Genomic DNA, 18,662 nt, shown 5'->3' with positions numbered 1-18,662 from the left:
CCTGCGCTCTCTGGAACATCCTTCGAGACGCCGCGTGCCGCGGCTCCTCAGGATGAGGGCTGTCGGAACTGTATTGTCGCCTTCCGTCCGGGAACGGACGCGATTGAGGAATTTGAGATGCTGACGATCTGGGGACGGTTGAGCTCGATCAACGTCCAGAAGGTGGTCTGGGCAGCCGGGGAGGCCGGACAGGCCTTCGAGCGTATCGATGTCGGCGGGCCGTTCGGTGGGCTCGATACCCCCGAATTCGCGGCGATGAACCCGAACCGGCAGATCCCGGTACTGCGCGACGGCGAACTCGTCCTCTGGGAGTCGAGCAGCATCCTGCGCTATCTTTCCGCCCGTTATGCCGCGGGCGTACTCTGGGACGAGGATCCGGCGCGGCGGGCGCTGGCCGATCGCTGGGTGGACTGGATGCAGTCCGAGCTCCAGCCGGCGCTGGCGCCGGTGCTCTGGGGCGTGGTGCGCAAGGTGCCGGCCTTCACCGATCCGAAGGCGATCGCCGATGGTGTCGCGCGGGCCGAGGCGCTGATGGCGATCCTCGAGGCGCAACTGGCGGATCGTCCCTTCCTCGCAGGCGAACGCTTCGGCATGGCCGATATCGCTGTCGGCTGCGGTGTCCATCGCTGGCTCAACATGCCGGTCGAGCGGATCGCAAGGCCGGCGGTGCAGCGCTGGTACGAGGCGCTCTTCGCAAGGCCGGCAGCGCAGGCCGCGCTGCCGTTGCCGATTACGTGAAGGCAGCGCGACGGGCTTGATCCCGACGCCGCGGCTGGCATGATGGCGGCATGAACGTTTTTCGGATGGTCCTGCTCCTGTGCAGCTTCGCTGCCGCGCCGGCAATCGCACAGACCTCGCCGACGCTGCGGACAGATCTCGCGGCGCTCTCCGGCTGCCTGCGTGACAGCAACGCCTCGCCTTCGATGTGCGTCGGCTCGGTGGCGGTGGCTTGCGTGCGCGCTGCCAGCAACGATCCGCGCGGGGCTGAAGCCGCCTGCGCCCGGCGCGAGGAGGCGGCCTGGCGGGAGCGCCTGACGCTTGCCCTGCAGGTGACGGGGCGAGGGCTCGATGCCGGCCAGCGCAGCCGGCTCGCGGCGCTGCAACTCGCCTGGGAAAGCTATGTCACGCAGAAATGTGCCTTCTACGGCGCGACCCAGCGGGAGGCGCTGCAAGCCGGAAGGCAGGCAGGCTGCGAATTGCGGGAGGTCGCCGGCCGGGCGATCGAACTCGCGAAAGCCCTGCCGCGGGCCGGCGGCCGACGCCCGCAAGCGCCGCCTCGGATCATTCGCTGAAGCTGCCTGCCGCTTGCGCCGGAGCGACTGCGGCGGGACCATCATGCCGATATCCTCGAATAGCGATCGCGGCTAAAGCGAGCGCCGTCGCCGCCCCCGCCTCATCCTTGCGAGCCCCGATGTTCTTCGTTCTGTCCAAGGTCGTCTGGTTCGTCCTGTCGCCGGTCAATCTCGCCATCCTGCTCGCCGGGCTTTCGGGGCTGCTGGCCTTCACGCGTTTCGCGCGGCCCGCGCGCTGGATCGGGCTGATCTCGCTGATTGCGCTCGGCCTGATGGCGTTCAGCCCGCTGCCGCGCATCGTGCTCCGGCCGCTGGAGGACCGGTTTCCGCAGCAGGACGCCCGCAAGGGGCCGGTGACCGGCATCGTCGTGCTCGGCGGCGCGATCGGCGTCGCGCGGGGCGACGTCGTTATGAATTCGTCCGCTGTACGTATGACCAAGGCGGTCGAACTGGCACGTTTGCATCCGCAGGCGAAGATTGTCTTTACCGGTGGGGCCGCCAACCTGATCTCGGAAGCGACGGTGACCGAGGCCGACGGCGCGAAGCTGCTGTTCGAAGGGCTGGGGCTCGATCCCGCCCGGCTCATCCTGGAGGACAAGTCGCGCAACACGCGCGAGAACGCCGCCTTCACCCGCAGACTCGTCGATCCGAAGCCCGGCGAGCGCTGGCTGCTGGTAACTTCTGCCTGGCATATGCCGCGCTCGATCGGCGTCTTCCGCAAGGCAGGCTTCGCGGTCGAGGCCTTTCCGGTCGATTTCTGGTCGAGCGGCGAGCCTGATGATTTCATCCGTCCCTACAGCCGTGCCCCGCGCGCGCTCGAGATCGCCGATAACGGCTTCAAGGAATGGGTCGGGCTCCTGGCCTATCGGCTCGCAGGCTATACGGACGAGCTCTTTCCGGGGCCGTAATCACGGCGTCGCCGGCAGGACCAGCCTGTAGACGCCGCGAAAGTCGTCGGGATCGACCGGGCGGCCCTTCCGGGTGATCACGAGCCGGCCTTCCTTCATCAGCCTCACGGCGACTCGGCGCACCGGCTGCATCAACGGCCCCCAGCCATCCGGGTGATCGCCGCCGAGGCGGCGCGCGACATCCATCGGCGAGATCGTCAGCCCTGCTTCCCGCTGCGACAGCAGGTCGAGGATCACGCTCTCGATCGCCTCGGGTTCGATGCTCATGATTGGCCCGGATAGTTGAAGACGCGCGTCGCGTCGGAGGCGAACTGGCGCCGGTACATCGCAACCAGCACGGCGCCGGTGAAGCCGATGAAGCTGACCGGGCCAAGGAACCAGCCGAGATAGGCGAGGGCGAAGAAGAAGGCGCGCTGGCCGCGGTTGAAATGCCGGCCGGCGGCGATGTTCATCTCGGTGGTCTCATGGATCGCATGGGCCATCGTCGCCTCGTCCTTGCTGTCGAACGGGGGCAAGGCGCCGACCAGGATGACGCAGTAGTTGAACAGCCGGTAGCTCCAGGCGAACTTGAAGAAGGCGTAGCCGAAGATGCCGACGAGCCCGATGATCTTCAGTTCCCAGACGGAGCGAAGGGTCGCCGGCACGAAGGGCAGGTCGCTGAAGATGGCGACGGCGCGGTCCGTTGCGTTCAAAAGGGCGAGCGTGCCGCCGATCGCGAGCAGCGAGGTCGAGGCGAAGAAGGCGGTGCCGTTCTGCAGTCCGCCCATGACCTGGGTATCGACGATCCTGACCTCGCGGGCCGCCGACTCACGGATCCAGCGGGCGCGGCGCAGGTTCATCCGCATGTTCAGTGTCCGGGCGGCATAGGGACCCATCTCGACCACGTAGTGGTAGCCGAGCCAGGACAGGATGAAGAACGCCAGGGCGATCAGATCGAGATTGCTGAAGCCGAACATGTCGCCGCTCTGCCATTTCGCCCGGGGCTCAGGCAAGCAGCTTGTGCGCTGTACCGCGTGGCTGCAAGGCGGCAGCATTGACGCTGCATCGGCAAGGCGCCACGGTGCGGCCGGAATCGGGGAGGCCCAAGCGTGCCGCAGACCATCACCAAGGGCTACAAGGCGCTGGTCGCGGAGGCCGAGAGCCGGATCGAGACGTTGTCGGTCGAGCAGGCGCAGGCGCTGCACGGCAGCGACGATGTGGTCTTCGTCGATCTGCGCGATCCGCGCGAACTGGAGCGGGAAGGGCGGATGCCTGGGGCCTTCCACTGTCCGCGCGGCATGCTGGAATTCTGGATCGATCCGGAAAGCCCCTATGCCAAGCCGGTCTTCCAACAGGACAAGCGCTTCGTCTTCTTCTGCGGCGGCGGCTGGCGCTCGGCTCTCGCTGCGCAGGTAGCGCAGGAGATGGGGTTGAAGCCGGTCGCGCATGTGGCCGGTGGCTTTGGCGCCTGGAAGAAGGCCGGCGCGCCGGTCGATAGCGGCCCCGCCGACAAGAAGGCTTAAGACCCGACCTTGTCCCATTACGTCATCGTTCTGCTGGTCGCGGCTTTCGTCTTCCGCAAGCCGCTGGGCAGGCTGCTCGCGCGGCGCTGGCCCAACCATGCCAAGCGCCAGCAGGTGCTCGGCACGATCATCGCGGCCTTCCTGCTGGTGATCGCGGTTCGCTTGGTGGCATTGTTCTGGTAAGGCGACGCGCAACTTCGCCTTGAATTGGGCGAAGACGCCCCGTGCAATCATTGCATGAGGGGCGGGCTTGCGCGCTGCTTAAACATCAGGCATCTTCCTTCGCCTTGGCTCCAACTCAAGAAAGGGAGGGCTGAATGAAATTCATCAACACCGCAGCCACTCCCATGCGACCAACCCGGCACTAGGTCGGTCTCGCACGAGGCCCGCCTCCGGGCTGCCTCCTGAGCCTTTTTCCAATTTTTGTCTTTCATTGCCGAAGCCGGCGCGCGTCGTCGTCTTCGCCTGATTTCGGAGTCGGCAGCCGTCCTGGCGCCGAATGACGCTATGTCTCACGATACTCAAACCGGGCGGCGCGAGCCGTTCCGGGCCGTTCTCGGCTTCACTTTCAGCCACTGGGCCCGCCAGCCCGGGCAGGTCGCCTGGGTGGCCGGCGTCACCGTCGCCGCCACGCTCGCAGAGCTGTTCACGCCGGTCTATGCCGGGCGCCTCGTCGATGCGGTGTCGAGCGGCGCGGGCGGCACGGAGGCGGCGCTGTGGGCGCTCGGCGCGATGATGGTGCTCGCCGCCATCATGGTGCTCGGGCGGCATTTCGCCTTCGTCGGGCTGACCGTGATGACGCTGCGCACGATGAGCGACGTCTCGCAGGAGGCCTTCGCACGCCTGCAGCGCTTCTCGACCGACTGGCACGCGAACAATTTCGCGGGCTCGACGGTGCGCAAGATCACGCGCGGCATGTGGGCACTCGACCTGCTGACCGACACGGTCCTGATCGCGCTCCTGCCGTCGCTGGTCATCCTGCTCGGCATGACGGCGGTGCTGGCCTGGCACTGGCCGGCGATGGGGCTCGTCGTGGCGCTCGGCGCTCTCGCCTATATCGGGCTGACGCTGGCGCTGTCGCTGCGCTTCGTCGCCCCGGCGGCGCGGCTGGGCAACGCCTGGGATACGCGGCTCGGCGGCGCCCTGGCCGATGCCATCACCTGCAACCCGGTGGTGAAGGCCTATGGCGGCGAGGCGCGCGAGGACCTGCGGCTCGCGACCGTCGTGTCGAAGTGGAGTCTCAGGACGAGCCGCGCCTGGATTCGCGGCACTTGGTCGGGTACCGGCCAGAACATCGTGCTGCTTTTCCTGCGCGCGGCGGTGATCGGTCTGGTGATCTGGCTCTGGGCGAACGGGCAGGCTTCGCCCGGCGACGTCGCCTTCGTGCTGACGGCCTATGCGGTGGTGCATGGCTATCTGCGTGATGTCGGCCAGCACGTCCACAACCTGCAGCGCTCGGTCAACGACATGGAGGAGCTCGTCTGGATGCACGATCTTCCCTATGGCGTGCCGGACCGGAAGGGCGCGGTGGCAATGGGCGTGACCGCGGGCGAGATCGCCTTCGAGGACGTGACCTTCCACTATGGTGGTCACGCCGACCCGCTCTACCGCGATTTCTCGCTGACCATCCGTGGCGGCGAGAAGGTCGGCCTTGTCGGCCGCTCGGGCTCCGGCAAGACGACCTTCGTCAAGCTGGTGCAGCGGCTCTACGACGTCACCTCGGGCCGCATCGCGATCGACGGGCAGGATATCGCCGATGTCACGCAGGCGTCCTTGCGCCAGCAGATCGCGATCGTGCAGCAGGAGCCGGTGCTGTTCCACCGCTCGCTGGCGGAGAACATCGCCTATGGCCGGCCGGGCGCGAGCCAGGCGCAGGTCGAGCAGGCGGCGAAGCTCGCCAACGCGCATGAGTTCATCATGCGCCTGCCCAAGGGCTACGCCACGCTCGTCGGCGAGCGCGGCATCAAGCTCTCGGGCGGCGAGCGCCAGCGTGTCGCGCTGGCCCGCGCCTTCCTGGCCGATGCACCGATCCTGATCCTGGACGAGGCGACCTCGAGCCTCGATTCGGAATCGGAGGCGCTGATCCAGCAGGCGATCGAACGCCTGATGGAAGGCCGCACCACGATCGTGATCGCGCATCGTCTCTCGACGGTGCGAGCCATGGACCGCATCCTGGTGTTCGATCGCGGCCAGGTGATCGAGGAAGGCCCGCACGAGGCTCTGCTGACCCGCAAGGACGGCGCCTATCGCGCGCTGTTCGAGAAGCAGGTCAGCGAGCTGGCCAAGGGACTGGCGGCATAACCGCCGCCGGCTTCAGCGAACAAGGAAAGGGCCGCGCAAGCGGCCCTTTTCGTTTTCGGATCTATTTCGGCGCCAGAGCTCTGGGCCTGACGCCCTTCACCGGGCCGGGCGGCAGCGGCGCGTTCGTATCCTGATTCAAGCCCTTTAGATCGAGATTCGGCTTGGTCAGAAAACGATTCAAGCCGGTGACGTAAGTCTCTGGCAGGCCGAAATGTTTCGCCCCGGCGATGACCGCTTCCATATAGCCCGGACGCGGCCGTCCGGGATCGGCCGAGCGGCCGATATAGATCAGCGCGCGCTTGGCGCCGCCCGGGACGATCACCGGCTGGTTGAGCTTCACATAGAGCCCGCTGGCGAGTTCCTCGAACTTGTCGAGGACGCGCATCTCGCCGAGCGAGCAGTCCCAGAGCACGCCATGGACCTCCTCGCGCGGATCGCGGATCACCGAGGCATAGCCGTCTCGGGTGACGATGAAGCGGTGCCGGGGCAGGCGGGCCGGGCCGAGCGGCTGCGCCTTGGGGCAGCGCTGCGCCATCCCGACGGGGTCCATGTTGAGGCCGTAGGCGAAATAGAGGGGCATCAGGCCCTCTAACCTCACTTCGTCTTGTTGAACAGCTCCCGTCCGATCAGCATCCGGCGGATCTCGCTGGTGCCGGCGCCGATCTCGTAGAGCTTGGCGTCGCGCAGCAGGCGGCCGGTCGGATAATCGTTGATATAGCCGTTGCCGCCGAGGAGCTGGATCGCGTCGAGCGCGACCTGCGTCGCCTTCTCGGCCGCGATCAGGATGGCGCCGGCGGCATCCTCGCGGGTGGTTTCGCCGCGGTCGCAGGCCTTGGCGACGGCATAGACATAGGCACGGCAGGAATTCATGGCGACATACATGTCGGCGACCTTGCCCTGGACGAGCTGGAACTCGCCGATCGACTGGCCGAACTGCTTGCGCTCGTGGACATAGGGCATGACCACGTCGAGCGCCGCCTGCATGATGCCGAGGGGGCCTGCCGCCAGCACGACGCGCTCGTAGTCGAGGCCGGACATCAGCACGTTGACGCCGCGCCCGACCGTGCCGAGCACGTTCTCTTCAGGCACCTCGCAATCCTGGAAGACGAGCTCGCAGGTGTCCGAGCCGCGCATGCCGAGCTTGTCGAGCTTCTGGTGGGTGGAGAAGCCTTTCATGCCCTTCTCGATCAGGAAGGCGGTGATGCCGCGCGGGCCGGCCTCCGGATCGGTCTTGGCGTAGACCACCAATGTTTCGGCGATCGGGCCGTTGGTGATCCACATCTTGTTGCCGTTGAGGACGTAGCGATCGCCTTTCTTGTCGGCGCGGGTGCGCATCGAGACGACGTCGGAGCCTGAGCCCGGCTCCGACATGGCGAGCGCGCCGACATGCTCGCCCGAGATCAGCTTCGGCAGGTATTTCCGCTTCTGCGCCTCGTTGCCGTTGCGGCTGATCTGGTTGACGCAGAGATTCGAGTGGGCGCCGTAGGAGAGGCCGACCGAGGCCGAAGCGCGCGAGACCTCCTCGACCGCGATGCAATGTTCGAGATAGCCCAAGCCCGTGCCGCCATGCTCCTCATCGACCGTCATGCCGTGCAGGCCGAGCGCGCCCATTTCCGGCCAGAGATCGCGCGGGAACTGATTGGTCTTGTCGATCTCCTCGGCGCGCGGGGCGATCTTCTCCTGCGCGAAGGCGAAGACGGTGTCGCGGATTGCGTCGGCGGTCTCGCCGAGGTCGAAATTGAACGGGCGCGGCGCGTTGGCAAGCATGGCTGGTCCTCCCGGCAAAGCGTTGGGAGCGTCGCTCCCTTTGCCCCGTTATAGCGGCCCGCAGCAGGAGCGTCAGTGCGCAGCCGCGCCCGCCGCGTCTTGGCGTCGGCGCGGCAGCGACACTTGCATATCCCCTCCAGGAGGATAGGATATGCTCATGAGCCACGCGATGAACCCTGACATCCTTAATCGCCTGCGCCGGGCGCAGGGGCATCTCGGCACGGTCGTCGGCATGGTCGAGGCGGGGCGGGAGGTCCCGGATGTCGTGCAGCAGCTCCAGGCCGTCGAGAAGGCGTTGGAGAAGGTCAAGTCGCTGCTGATCTTCGACCATATCGAGCATCACCTGTTCGACCACGCGCAGGTGGCGACGCCGGAGGCGCGCCGCACGATCGAGGGCCTCAAGGCCCTGACCAAATATCTCTGAAGACCCGGAGCGAACCGATGCCGGCTGCCAACAGCTTTCCCGCCCAGCATCAGCACGTCTTTCTCGGCGGCGAGCACGAACGCCACGAGCGGCGCACCTGGCTCGTCGTCGGCCTGACCACCGTGATGATGGTGGCCGAGATCGCTGCCGGCACCATCTTCGGCTCGATGGCGCTGGTCGCCGATGGCTGGCACATGTCGACCCATGCGGCGGCGCTCGGCATCGCGGCCTTCGCCTATCGCTTCGCGCGGCAGCATGCCCATGACCGTCGCTTCAGCTTCGGAACTGGCAAGCTCGGTGATCTCGCCGCCTTCGCCAGCGCCTTGCTATTGATGTTCATCGCGCTCGCGGTCGCAGGCGAATCGGCGCTGCGACTCTATTCGCCGATCGCGATCGACTTCACGCAGGCGACGGCGATCGCGGTGATCGGGCTCGCGGTGAACCTGGCGAGCGCCTGGCTGCTCCGGGACGGGCACGGCCATCAGCACCATGGTCATAGCCATGGCGGCACCGGGCATCATGGCCATGGGAACGTTCTCGGCCATCACGACCACGGCGACCACCATCACGGCCACCATTCCCATGGCGGGCATGGCGCCGATACCAACCTGCGCGCGGCTTATATGCACGTCGTTGCCGATGCCTTCACCTCGGTTCTGGCAATCGCGGCGCTACTCGGCGGGCGGTTCTATGGCTGGGTCTGGCTCGATCCGGTGATGGGCATCGTCGGAGCCGCTGTGATTGCGCATTGGTCGATCGGCCTGCTGCGCAGCTCCGGCGCGGTGCTCCTCGACACCGTACCGGACGAGGCGCTGGCGAAGCGTATCGGCGACCGGCTTGGCGCCGAGGGGGCGGAGGTCGCCGATCTCCATCTCTGGCAGGTCGGCCCCGGCCATCGCAGCGCTATTATCTCGATCGTGACCGGTGAGCCGAAGTCGCCAGCGACCTACAAGGCCCTGCTCGCCGATATACCGACGCTGTCCCATGTCACCGTTGAGGTGAACGCGCGCTCAGCGGCAGCCTGAATCGCGAGCGCGCGGGTTCAGCTTCCGATCACGCCGCGGCGTCGGAGCAGGACGAGGGTGAGCAGGGCTGCGGCGATGCAGGTCAGCGCGACGAAGACAGCGCCGCCCTCCGATTCGACCCAGGGCAGGCCCTTCACATTGATGCCGAACAGGCCGGTGATGAAGGTCGCGGGCAGGAAGAGTGCCGTCAGCAGCGAGAGCACGTAGAGCTGCCGGTTGGTGCGGCTGGCCGAGCGGGCGGCGATCTCGTCCTGCAGCAGCCTGGCGCGATCCTGCACCGACTGGACATCGTGATGCAGCCCGTCGACGCGCTGGAGCAGCCGCGACGCAGCGGCCTTGACGGCATCGGGCGCGCTGCGGCCCGACTGGGTCTCGGCGAAGCGGCGGAACAGGACATGCAGGCCGCTGAGCTGGCGATGCAGCCGGACAGCGGTGCGGCGCACAGAGCCGACGCGCTGCGGCCCGTCATGCAGGCGGTCCAGCAGGATATGGTCCTCGACGCTGTCGGTCTCGTCGACGAGGCGCACCACGGCGTCGGTGACGTCGTCGATGATGTATTCGATGATCTGTTCGAACAGCTCGGCCGGGCTTCCGGCCGGATCGCCGCGATCGAGCGCCTCGGCGGTCATCCGGATCGAGTGCAGGGCCTCGCGCCGGCCGGTCAGCAGGAACCTGTCGCCGACGATCCAGCGCAATGCGCCGACCTCCTCGGACTTGTCGGCAATGTCCCGGATCAGGTCGTGCGAGACGCCCCAGGCGAGATTGGTGGAGTGGTCGAGCCGTTGGTGGGGTTCGTGCGAGAGGAAGGCTTCCTGCGTCGCGTTCGGCAGATCCTGTTCGGCGACCCAGCTCTGCGCCCGCGTATGGACGAGGTCGAGATGCAACCAGACGAAACCTTCGGATGGCGCGACGTTCGGCATCTCGTCGCGGGGCACGCGCGCGGGCTCTCCGTCCTCGTCGAAGCGATAGGCCCAGATGATGCCGGATTGGGATTGGACGTCGCTGTGCATGCCGGGTTTCCGCTGCCGCTGCAGGGCGGCTCCCGGCAGCGCGGCGCCTGTCGCATCGGATCAATCCGATGCAACACTCGTGAGGTAGATCATCGTTATCGCGTCCGATAGGACGCGCGATGATCTAAGGCGCCGCGGATGTGACAGCGGCGTGACAGCCGGCAAAAGGTGCCTCAGTTCTTCCCGATCGAGCCGGTGACGCCGATATCGCGGTTAGCGGCCGTGCGTGACGGGATGCGGCCGGGTGGTGCGAACTTCAGCTTGGTCCCACCGGCTGCTTTCGGAGCGCGCAGGCCGGCCGGGGTCGGCGGTGGTGTGCGGATCGCCACCTTCGGCTCGCCGCCATGCCATTTGCGCGAGCCGATGTCGAAGCGACCCTGGCGCCAGGCGTCGAATTCGCGCTCGCTGCCGAAGAAGGCGTTGCGGTCAACATCGCCGCTGACGCCCGGCACGCGGCCGGTGGTGGTGAACTGCCAGAACTCCCAGCGGTCGCGCTCATAGCGCTTCGCCAGCGGAGCGGCGGTCGAGCGCAGCCAGAACGGGTGGTCCTTGAGCTCGCCTTCCAGCACGTCCTCGTGGAAATTGATGTCGGTATAGATGATCGGCTTCTTGCCGGTGTGCTCGCGCAGGCCCTTCAGCATCTCGTTGATCTTGGCGAGCGCCAGCTCCTTCGAGATCCTGCGGGTGCATTGCGAACCGTTCTGCCATTCGACGTCGAGCACCGGCGGCAATGCGTCGGGATCGCGGGGAATGTGCTTCTTGAACCAGCGCACCTGCTCCTTGGCCGAGCGGCACCACCAGACAAAGTGATAGGCGCCGCGCGCGACGCCGTGCTTCTTCGCCTCGGCCCAGTTGCGCTTGAAATTGGGATCGAGATGGTCGCCGCCCTCGGTCGCCTTGATGAAGGCGAAGCGCGTGCCGGCGTCCTTGACCCTCGCCCAGTCGATCTCGCCCTGCCAGCGGGAGACGTCGATGCCCTGAATCACCTTGCGCCGTGCGTCGCGGACGCCGTGATGCGGGGCGCTGTCGCCCTTCTTCGGATAGAGCGCCTGCGCCGGCTCGACGACACAGGTCAGAAGCGCCGCAAGGGCGAAGGCTCCGAGGCCTGACCGTCGACTGGTCAGCTTGCGCGCTGGCATGTGTTTCTCCTGCATCACAGGTCCAGATGCGAGGAGCGTGGTTAAGCGCCGGTTAGAATTGCGGCGCAGTCTAAGAATCAATTTCAGCTTTGGTTAACCGGCCGGATTCAGGCCCGTCGGCTCAGTCGATGACGACGGGCTCGACCTGGTTGTCGACGGCGCGCAGGGCAGAGGTGACCGCGGGCACGCTGCCGGGAACGCGCGCCATCGGCACGTCCTGCTGCGGCGCCAGCGGCTCCGGCCCGAAATCCGGGCTGGGAACGGCCGGGATCGGCGCTGGCTGAGGCGCGGGAGCAGGTTGCGGCGCCGGTGCCGGCTCCTCGCGACGGTTCCAGCGGCGCGTGCCGATGTCGTATTCGCCGCGCAGCCAGCCGGCGAACTGGCTTTCGCTGCCGAAGAAGGCGTTGCGGTCGACATCGCCCTTGATGCCCGGCACGCGGCCGGTGGTGGTGAACTGCCAGAAGGCCCAGGGGCGGTTGCTGTAGCGGGCTTCCGGCAGCGCCGCGGTCGAGCGGATCCAGTAGGGGTAGTTGTTGAACTGCCCCTCCAGCACCTCGCGGTGGAAGGTGATGTCGGTATAGATCACCGGCTTCTTGCCGGTGAGTTGCTCGAGCTCGGTCAGCATCAGCTGGATCTTCTCGCGGGCAAGCTCGCGGTCGATCTTCTGCGGGCAGGTGCGCGAATGGCCGTTCCATTCGACATCGAGCACCGGCGGCAGGGCGTCGGGATCGTTCGGGATCTGCTGCTTGAACCAGACCGCCTGCTCATGGGCCGGGCGGCACCAGAAGACGAAGTGGTAGGCACCGCGCGGAACGCCGGCGCGGCGCGCGCCTTCCCAGTTGCGCCGAAAGTTCGGATCGACATGGTCGCCGCCCTCGGTCGCCTTCATGTAGACGAAGCGGGTGCCGGCCGCCTTGACGGCGCTCCAGTCGATCTCGCCCTGCCAGCGCGAGATGTCGATGCCGTGGACCGGGTATTTATGCGCGGCCGCGACACCGGGATGCGGCCGGGCGTCGCCCTTCGACGGATAACTGTCGAGCGCGACGCAGCCGCCAAGGGCCGCAAAAGCGGCGGCAGCCAGAAGGGGCAGGGCACGGAAGCTGGGCATGCGGCGGGCGTTCATATCCCGGAGAATTGCTTGGAATGCTTGATGGCCGGTTTACGTTACCAAAGTTTTGCCATCTGTCAGCCAAATCGGGGGCAGGGGTGCGTCGGGCCGCTGTGAACACGGCGAATCGCGATTGTCGCAGAACTCGAAGATTCGGGTGCAGGCGATTGGCATCGACCGGAAACACGAAAGGCGACCCGCTGGGTCGCCTTTCGTTGGACTTTCATCCGAATTTGGTGCGGTCGAGAGGACTCGAACCTCCACGGGTCTCCCCGCTACCACCTCAAGGTAGTGCGTCTACCAATTCCGCCACGACCGCAGCTCGGTTCCGGTTGCGGGCGGTGCAACCAGGGAGCGGCGCCGATCTAGCAAATCGAATCCGCTGCCACAAGGGTGTCATCGCGGAAAAACGCAGAAGCGCGATTTTTCCCCCGATCGGCCGGATCAGGCGGCCTCGGCGACGGCCTGCAGGGTGTAGATCGTCGGTCGTTTCAGCATCTGGGTGATCTCGACGGAAATCCGCGCGCCGCTGACCACGACGATTCCCTTGGCGAAGGGGTGGTTGTTGGCGAGAATCTGAACCTCGTCGGTCTCGCTGGTGTTCAATTCGATGATGGCGCCGCGGCCGAGGCGCAGCAGCTTGTAGATCGGCATTTCGGTCTGGCCGAGCACCACCGTGAGTTCCACCGGGACGAGATCGAGATCGGCTTTCAAGTCCTGCCTCCGGAACCCTACTTCAGAATTCGACCAGCGAAACTTGCCTGCCTGCCGGTTTTCGGCGCAAGAGGCGGTTCGAGGGTCGCGCCGGATGATGTCGCCGGCCCGGAAACTTTGGACGGAACATGGTTAAGCCATGGTGAAGATGCGTGAGGAGCTGGCCGTTTCCTTCCTGCCGGAAGGGGTGTCCGAGCCGGTCGAATGGGTCATAGCCGAGGGGCTCGTCGGCTATGACGACGCCGTCGCCGAAATGGAGGCTCGTGCCGGGCTGATCGCGGACGGGCTGGCGCGCGAGCGCGTCTGGCTGGTCGAGCATCCGCCGCTCTATACGGCAGGCACCTCGGCCCGCGACGAGGACCTGATCGCGCCGGAGCGCTTCCCGGTGTTCCGTTCGGGGCGGGGCGGGCAGTTCACCTATCACGGCCCCGGCCAGCGCGTGGCCTATGTCATGCTCGACCTCAAGCGGCGCCAGCCCGACCTGCGCCGTTTCGTCGCCGCGCTGGAGAGCTGGCTGATCGGCGCGCTCGACGATTTCAATATTCGCGGCGAGCGGCGCGAGGACCGCGTCGGCGTCTGGGTGCGCCGGCCGAACAAGGGTGTCGACACCGAGGACAAGATCGCGGCCATCGGTATCCGCGTGCGGCGCTGGGTTTCGTTTCACGGCATCTCGCTGAATGTCGAGCCGGAGCTGCCGCATTTCGACGGCATCGTGCCCTGCGGCGTCAGCCAGTACGGCGTGACCTCGCTGGTTGATCTGGGCCTGCCGGTGACGATGCCGGAGGTCGATTCGGTGCTGCGCGAGGCGTTCGAGCGGGTGTTCGGGCCAACCGTTCAGGCCTGATTTACCATCCGTTAGCCATGCCGCCGCCATCTTCGACCCGGGCCGGGGCGAAGATGGGGATGACAATGCGAAGCGTTTTTCTGGCGGGGAGCCTCGCCGTGCTGCTCGCGGCCTGCAATACGACGGACCAGCGCATCGCCGGTGCTGCGGCCGGCGCGGGCGCCGGCGCGCTCGTCGGCGGGCCGATCGGAGCCATTGCCGGCGGCGCAATCGGCGCGGTCGCGGCGCCGTCGGTGACCGGATCGATCAACAAGATGAGCGAATGAGCCCGTCCAGCGGCGCGGATTTGCACGGCCGCGTCCGTGCGTCCGCGCCGGTTGGCGTTTTCGACGCGGCGCGCCATAACCTCGGCAGAGATTGTTACCGAGGAGCGCGCCCGTGCCTGTCATCGAGAGCAAGGTCGATCTGAATTCGGCCGAGACGCGCGCCAATGCCGAAGCATGGGCCGGATTGCGCGACGAGCTCCAGCAGCATCGCGCCACCGCCGCGCTCGGCGGCAATGCCAAGTCCCGCGAGCGCCACACGGCGCGCGGCAAGCTTTTGCCCCGCGAGCGCGTGCTGCGCCTGACCGATCCGGGCTCGGCCTTCCTCGAGATCGGCTCGCTCGCCGCTTTCGGCATGTATGAGGGCGATGTCCATGCCGCAGGCATGATCGCCGGCATCGGCCGCGTCGCCGGGCGCGAATGCATGATCGTCTGCAATGATGCGACGATCAAAGGCGGCACCTATTACCCGATGACGGTGAAGAAGCATCTGCGGGCGCAGGAGATCGCGCGCGAGAATCGCTTGCCCTGCATCTATCTCGTCGATTCCGGCGGCGCGAACCTGCCGCACCAGACCGAGGTCTTTCCTGACCGCGAGCATTTCGGCCGCATCTTCTACAACCAGGCGACGCTCTCGGCCGAAGGCATCCCGCAGGTCGCGGTGGTGATGGGCTCCTGCACCGCTGGCGGCGCCTATGTGCCGGCGATGTCGGACGAGACGGTGATCGTCCGGAAGCAGGGCACGATCTTCCTCGGCGGTCCGCCGCTGGTGAAGGCCGCGACCGGCGAGGTCGTCTCGGCCGAGGATCTCGGCGGCGCCGATGTCCATGCGCGCCTTTCGGGCGTCGCCGACCATTATGCCGGCGACGATACCCATGCGCTCGCCATCGCCCGGCGCATCGCCGGCAACCTCAACAGCGTGAAGCGCCCGGATATCGACATCGCTGAGCCGGTCGAGCCGCTCTACGATCCCGCCGAGCTCGAAGCCGTCGTGCCGACCGACCTGAAGAAGCAATACGACATCCGCGAGGTGATCGCGCGGCTGGTCGACGGCTCGGAATTCGACGAGTTCAAGAAGCTCTACGGCACGACCTTGGTGACCGGCTTCGCCCGCATCCACGGCATCCCGGTCGGCATCATCGCCAATAACGGCATCCTGTTCTCGGAGAGCGCGGTCAAGGGCGCGCATTTCATCGAGCTCTGCTGCCAGCGGCGTATCCCGCTGCTCTTCCTGCAGAACATCACCGGCTTCATGGTCGGCCGCGATGTCGAGACGCGCGGCATCGCCAAGGACGGCGCCAAGCTGGTCACGGCGGTGGCTTCGGCGCGGGTGCCAAAGATCACGGTGCTGGTCGGCGGCTCCTTCGGCGCCGGCAATTACGGCATGTGCGGCCGGGCCTATTCGCCGCGCTTCCTGTTCACCTGGCCGAATTCGCGGATCTCGGTGATGGGCGGCGAGCAGGCCGCGAGCGTGCTCGCGACCGTGCGTCGCGACAATATCGAGGCCGAGGGCAAGAGCTGGCCTCCTGCCGAGGAGGAGGCATTCAAGGCGCCGATCCGCAATCGCTATGAAGAGGAAGGCTCGCCCTATTTCGCGACCGCGCGGCTCTGGGACGACGGCATCATCCTGCCCTCGGAGACGCGGCGCGTGCTGGCGCTGGCCTTCTCCGCGACGCTGAACGCCGAGGTGCCCGAGACCAAGTTCGGCGTGTTCCGGATGTAATCGGGCTCGGATGAGGCAGGTGTAACCCGCGCCTTGTCCCCTAGTTCTTCACCGTCGACACGATGCGAACTTCGCCCGGCGCGGTCTGTCGGGCGGGACGCTCGACCTGCAGGGCCGTCGCCGCTCCGGCCTTGAATGCCCTGACCGCACCGTTGAAATAGTCGGTGAACGCCCGGATACGGCTGCGCTCCTTCAGCGAGACGAGGCGCGTTCTCAGAAGGTCCTCGAAGTCGGACCGGCGTCGCTCGCCCCTGTTGCCGTTGAAGACGACGATCTTGCCCGGCAGCACCACGACATCCCCCTTGCGAAGGGTCGGGTCGCTCAAGAACCAGTTGGGGTCCTTCACCGGGTCCATCGGCGTGACCAGGACGGGCGGTCGCTCGACCTGCACCTTCTTCGGCGCCTTGGCCGATCGCCGCTTGGCGCGGATCGTCATCTCCAGCGGCGTCGAGACATAGGGCGTTTCGGTGCGAGGCGGCGGGCCAAGCAGAAAGTCAAGAAAGCCGGCATAAGCGGGCCGCAGAGCGAAAAGCTCCAGAACAAATACGCTTGCAACGACAACGACGGCGCTTTTCATGGAATGCACCAATCCCTAGGCATACGCATATTCGACAGCGGGGATAACATCTGTCCTTTTTCATTCCAAGCTATCGATGCGCCAAGTCCACAATGACGTTAACCGCCGTCATACGCTGCTAACATCTTGTTCAGTATGATCTGAAAGCGGGGCCGCAGTCCGTTAGCAGATCGTCATGACAGAGACATTGCAGGCGCTGCCGCCCCGACAGGCGCGTGGTTTGAAACGCCCCCCGCGCGTCCGCTCTCAGCGCAATTCGATCTTCACGACCTCGTAAACGGCTCGCGCTCCGCGCTTGTCGCCGGGTGCCACGAGGCGCCAGCCGCCGTCGAGCGCCTTGCCGTCCACCGCCGAGACGAGAAGCAGGGGCAGGTTGCCGAAATCGGGATGGATCTCGCCGACCGAGAAGGCGATCTGGTAGCCGTCCCTGGCGCTGACGAGGAAGGTCTTCTTCAATTGCTCTGCCGGCTTGAGGCCATCGAGCGCCTTGTTGGCCTGCAGGACGTCCCAGAGCAGCACGCCCTTGTAGCGTCGCGTCGCCGGCCCTTTCGACGTCTCGAAAGCCACCTCGCGTTCGGCGACGGGCAGGGCCGCGAGCGATTGCGGTGTCAGCTGGATCGGCGCGGAGCCGATGCCGGTGAGCGCGACGGCAGGCTCCTCGGCGCGGAGCACCGGGACGGCTGCGAACAAGGCGAGCAGGATCAGCAGGGGGCGAAGCAAGGCGAGCATCCTCTGTGGCGTTCTGCGCTATCAGGGCATCATCGGCTGTGCCTGTCGATATCGGATATGTGCCGCTTCCCGATGACCCTGTCGGCTCTCAAATGTGCAGTGGCATCGTGGCCGCGGCTGGCGTCGCCCTTCGCGTCGCGATCCAGAACAGCAGCGTGGCCAGGCTGATCGCGGCGCCCATTACGCAGACTCCGGTCCAGCCCGCATGGGCGTAGACGACGGTCGAGACCGACGAGCCGGCGGCGCTCCCGATGGAATAGAAGACCATGTAGGCTGCCGTCAGGCGGTTCTGCGCCTCGGGCCGGACCCGGTAGATCATTGCCTGATTGGTGACATGGACGGCCTGAAGCCCGAAATCGATGATCAGCACCCCGGCGATCAGCCAGAGGATCGAGCTGTGCAACTGGGCGATCAGCAGCCAGGACAGCAGCATCAATCCCAATGCGATTCCCGTGGTGCGCTGGCCACGGCCCCGGTCGGTCCATCGTCCGGCGCGGGTGGCGCCCAGCGCGCCTGCCACGCCGGCCAGTCCGAACAGGCCGATCTGCGTATGCGAAAGGGAGAAGGGCGGGGCGCTCAGCGGCAGGACGAGCGGAGCGAGCAGCGTCGTGATGTTCGCGAAGATTAGCATGGCGATGATCCCGCGAATGCGCAGGACGGGCTCCTCGACGATCAGGGTGACCAGCGAGGCGATGAGGCGGCCATAGGAGAGACTGCCGGTAACGCGCTCCTGTCGCGGCAGCATGCGCCAGAGCAGGATCGTGATCGTCAGCGTCAGCACCGCGGAAGCGAAATAGACGGTTCGCCAGCCGGAAAGGTCGGTCAGGGCGCCTGCGATGGTCCGCGCGAGCAGGATGCCGACGACGATTCCGCTCGTGACGATGCCGACGACGTGGCCCCGCTCGGACGGGTGCGCCAGGCTCGCGGCATAGGCGACGAGCGCCTGTGTCACCACGGCCAGCAGCCCGACCGCAGCCATCGCGCCGAGCAGCATCGCGGCCGATTGCGAAACGCCGACGCTGGCGAGCGCAAGCACGGAGAGCAGGGACTGCCCGAGAATGAGCTTGCGGCGATCGAGCAGATCGCCCAGCGGGACGAGGAGGAACAGGCCGAGGCCGTAGCCGAGTTGTGTCGCGCCGACGATCAGCCCGGCTATGGTCCGCGACAGGCCGAGATCGTCGGCCATCACGTCGAGCAGGGGATGGGCGAAATAAGCGTTCGCCACCGCCAGTCCGCTGGCGACGGCGAAGAGCAGGATGGTCCGGCCATTCAGGGGAGCGGGCGGGGCGGTCCCTGCCGGCGAGGCCATAGCCGCCGGCTTTTGCGGACGTGCGTC

The 18,662-nt window shown here is 66.6% G+C and carries 21 protein-coding genes, 1 tRNA gene and 1 pseudogene; 11 read left to right on the top strand and 12 right to left on the bottom strand.

Annotated elements, in window-relative coordinates:
* Positions 1 to 117: 117 nt before the first annotated feature.
* The 3 genes from BLQ70_RS21655 to BLQ70_RS21645 all read left to right on the top strand — a co-directional run bounded on the left by BLQ70_RS21655 (position 118) and on the right by BLQ70_RS21645 (position 2,200).
* Positions 118 to 738, top strand: a complete 621-nt coding sequence (locus BLQ70_RS21655) for a glutathione S-transferase family protein (RefSeq protein WP_091861255.1) — start codon at positions 118 to 120, stop codon at positions 736 to 738.
* 50 nt (positions 739 to 788) lie between these two features.
* Positions 789 to 1,292, top strand: a complete 504-nt coding sequence (locus BLQ70_RS21650) for a lysozyme inhibitor LprI family protein (protein ID WP_091861252.1) — start codon at positions 789 to 791, stop codon at positions 1,290 to 1,292.
* Positions 1,293 to 1,411: 119 nt separating this feature from the next.
* Positions 1,412 to 2,200: a YdcF family protein gene (locus BLQ70_RS21645; protein ID WP_091861249.1), complete on the top strand. Its 789-nt coding sequence runs from the start codon at positions 1,412 to 1,414 to the stop codon at positions 2,198 to 2,200.
* Here the strand turns inward: BLQ70_RS21645 and BLQ70_RS21640 are convergent, their stop codons facing one another.
* Together BLQ70_RS21640 and BLQ70_RS21635 are read right to left on the bottom strand one after the other, a co-directional pair.
* Positions 2,201 to 2,467 (bottom strand): DUF3253 domain-containing protein, encoded by a 267-nt coding sequence (locus BLQ70_RS21640; protein WP_091861246.1) that lies wholly within the window; start codon positions 2,465 to 2,467, stop codon positions 2,201 to 2,203.
* A complete protein-coding gene (locus BLQ70_RS21635; RefSeq protein ID WP_061967409.1) occupies positions 2,464 to 3,156 on the bottom strand; it encodes a DUF599 domain-containing protein in 693 nt (230 codons plus the stop codon). The genes BLQ70_RS21640 and BLQ70_RS21635 overlap by 4 nt, the downstream gene beginning before the upstream one ends.
* Positions 3,157 to 3,288: 132 nt before the next feature.
* Here BLQ70_RS21635 and BLQ70_RS21630 point away from each other — a divergent pair, with 132 nt between their 5' ends.
* From BLQ70_RS21630 to BLQ70_RS21625, 3 genes are all read left to right on the top strand, one after another.
* Positions 3,289 to 3,702: a rhodanese-like domain-containing protein gene (locus BLQ70_RS21630; RefSeq protein ID WP_061967411.1), complete on the top strand. Its 414-nt coding sequence runs from the start codon at positions 3,289 to 3,291 to the stop codon at positions 3,700 to 3,702.
* 9 nt (positions 3,703 to 3,711) lie between these two features.
* Positions 3,712 to 3,885 (top strand): hypothetical protein, encoded by a 174-nt coding sequence (locus tag BLQ70_RS25735; protein ID WP_156134565.1) that lies wholly within the window; start codon positions 3,712 to 3,714, stop codon positions 3,883 to 3,885.
* A 324-nt stretch (positions 3,886 to 4,209) separates the two neighbouring features.
* Positions 4,210 to 6,003, top strand: coding sequence for an ABC transporter ATP-binding protein (locus BLQ70_RS21625; protein WP_091861243.1), 1,794 nt, complete (start codon positions 4,210 to 4,212; stop codon positions 6,001 to 6,003).
* A 61-nt stretch (positions 6,004 to 6,064) separates the two neighbouring features.
* Here BLQ70_RS21625 and BLQ70_RS21620 read toward each other — a convergent pair whose 3' ends face one another.
* On the bottom strand, positions 6,065 to 6,583 hold the full coding sequence (locus tag BLQ70_RS21620; RefSeq protein WP_091861240.1) for a gamma-glutamylcyclotransferase family protein: 519 nt from the start codon (positions 6,581 to 6,583) through the stop codon (positions 6,065 to 6,067).
* 14 nt (positions 6,584 to 6,597) lie between these two features.
* The gene (locus BLQ70_RS21615; protein WP_091861237.1) at positions 6,598 to 7,770 is read right to left on the bottom strand and encodes an isovaleryl-CoA dehydrogenase; all 1,173 of its coding nucleotides are present in this window, start codon (positions 7,768 to 7,770) and stop codon (positions 6,598 to 6,600) included.
* A 157-nt stretch (positions 7,771 to 7,927) separates the two neighbouring features.
* Between BLQ70_RS21615 and BLQ70_RS21610 the strand changes: the two genes are divergently transcribed.
* On the top strand, positions 7,928 to 8,194 hold the full coding sequence (locus BLQ70_RS21610; RefSeq protein ID WP_061968262.1) for a metal-sensing transcriptional repressor: 267 nt from the start codon (positions 7,928 to 7,930) through the stop codon (positions 8,192 to 8,194).
* 17 nt (positions 8,195 to 8,211) lie between these two features.
* On the top strand, positions 8,212 to 9,219 hold the full coding sequence (dmeF, locus tag BLQ70_RS21605; protein WP_091861235.1) for a CDF family Co(II)/Ni(II) efflux transporter DmeF: 1,008 nt from the start codon (positions 8,212 to 8,214) through the stop codon (positions 9,217 to 9,219).
* A gap of 17 nt (positions 9,220 to 9,236) precedes the next feature.
* Here dmeF and BLQ70_RS21600 read toward each other — a convergent pair whose 3' ends face one another.
* The 5 genes and pseudogenes from BLQ70_RS21600 to BLQ70_RS21580 form a co-directional block, all read right to left on the bottom strand.
* Positions 9,237 to 10,229 carry a CorA family divalent cation transporter gene (locus BLQ70_RS21600; RefSeq protein ID WP_091861232.1) on the bottom strand — a complete coding sequence of 331 codons (993 nt, stop codon included), beginning with the start codon at positions 10,227 to 10,229 and terminating at the stop codon, positions 9,237 to 9,239.
* A 173-nt stretch (positions 10,230 to 10,402) separates the two neighbouring features.
* Positions 10,403 to 11,368 (bottom strand): glycoside hydrolase family 25 protein, encoded by a 966-nt coding sequence (locus BLQ70_RS21595; RefSeq protein ID WP_082617402.1) that lies wholly within the window; start codon positions 11,366 to 11,368, stop codon positions 10,403 to 10,405.
* Positions 11,369 to 11,717: 349 nt separating this feature from the next.
* A pseudogene (locus tag BLQ70_RS21590) lies at positions 11,718 to 12,491 on the bottom strand (glycoside hydrolase family 25 protein); the annotation flags it as partial.
* Between the two features lie 219 nt (positions 12,492 to 12,710).
* Positions 12,711 to 12,795: transfer RNA gene (locus BLQ70_RS21585), tRNA-Leu, on the bottom strand.
* A 125-nt stretch (positions 12,796 to 12,920) separates the two neighbouring features.
* Positions 12,921 to 13,190: a FliM/FliN family flagellar motor switch protein gene (locus BLQ70_RS21580; RefSeq protein ID WP_082617404.1), complete on the bottom strand. Its 270-nt coding sequence runs from the start codon at positions 13,188 to 13,190 to the stop codon at positions 12,921 to 12,923.
* A 139-nt stretch (positions 13,191 to 13,329) separates the two neighbouring features.
* Here BLQ70_RS21580 and lipB point away from each other — a divergent pair, with 139 nt between their 5' ends.
* The 3 genes from lipB (at position 13,330) to BLQ70_RS21565 (ending at position 16,020) form a co-directional block, all read left to right on the top strand.
* Positions 13,330 to 14,034 carry a lipoyl(octanoyl) transferase LipB gene (gene lipB, locus BLQ70_RS21575; protein ID WP_091861226.1) on the top strand — a complete coding sequence of 235 codons (705 nt, stop codon included), beginning with the start codon at positions 13,330 to 13,332 and terminating at the stop codon, positions 14,032 to 14,034.
* Between the two features lie 98 nt (positions 14,035 to 14,132).
* Positions 14,133 to 14,300, top strand: a complete 168-nt coding sequence (locus tag BLQ70_RS25730) for a hypothetical protein (RefSeq protein ID WP_156407080.1) — start codon at positions 14,133 to 14,135, stop codon at positions 14,298 to 14,300.
* Positions 14,301 to 14,412: 112 nt separating this feature from the next.
* Positions 14,413 to 16,020: a carboxyl transferase domain-containing protein gene (locus BLQ70_RS21565; protein ID WP_091861218.1), complete on the top strand. Its 1,608-nt coding sequence runs from the start codon at positions 14,413 to 14,415 to the stop codon at positions 16,018 to 16,020.
* Positions 16,021 to 16,060: 40 nt separating this feature from the next.
* Here BLQ70_RS21565 and BLQ70_RS21560 read toward each other — a convergent pair whose 3' ends face one another.
* The 3 genes from BLQ70_RS21560 to BLQ70_RS21550 form a co-directional block, all read right to left on the bottom strand.
* On the bottom strand, positions 16,061 to 16,597 hold the full coding sequence (locus tag BLQ70_RS21560) for a hypothetical protein (RefSeq protein ID WP_061967424.1): 537 nt from the start codon (positions 16,595 to 16,597) through the stop codon (positions 16,061 to 16,063).
* Between the two features lie 246 nt (positions 16,598 to 16,843).
* Entirely contained in the window at positions 16,844 to 17,317 is a 474-nt protein-coding gene (locus BLQ70_RS21555) for a hypothetical protein (RefSeq protein WP_139163615.1), read from the bottom strand.
* Between the two features lie 97 nt (positions 17,318 to 17,414).
* Positions 17,415 to 18,635: an MFS transporter gene (locus BLQ70_RS21550; protein WP_244512121.1), complete on the bottom strand. Its 1,221-nt coding sequence runs from the start codon at positions 18,633 to 18,635 to the stop codon at positions 17,415 to 17,417.
* Positions 18,636 to 18,662 lie beyond the last annotated feature (27 nt).

It is taken from the genome of Allobosea robiniae, assembly GCF_900102525.1.
GTDB classification, from domain to species: domain Bacteria; phylum Pseudomonadota; class Alphaproteobacteria; order Rhizobiales; family Beijerinckiaceae; genus Allobosea; species Allobosea robiniae.
The sequence above is the reverse complement of the archived record's forward strand: the minus strand, read 5'-3'. Positions and strand labels throughout refer to the sequence as shown.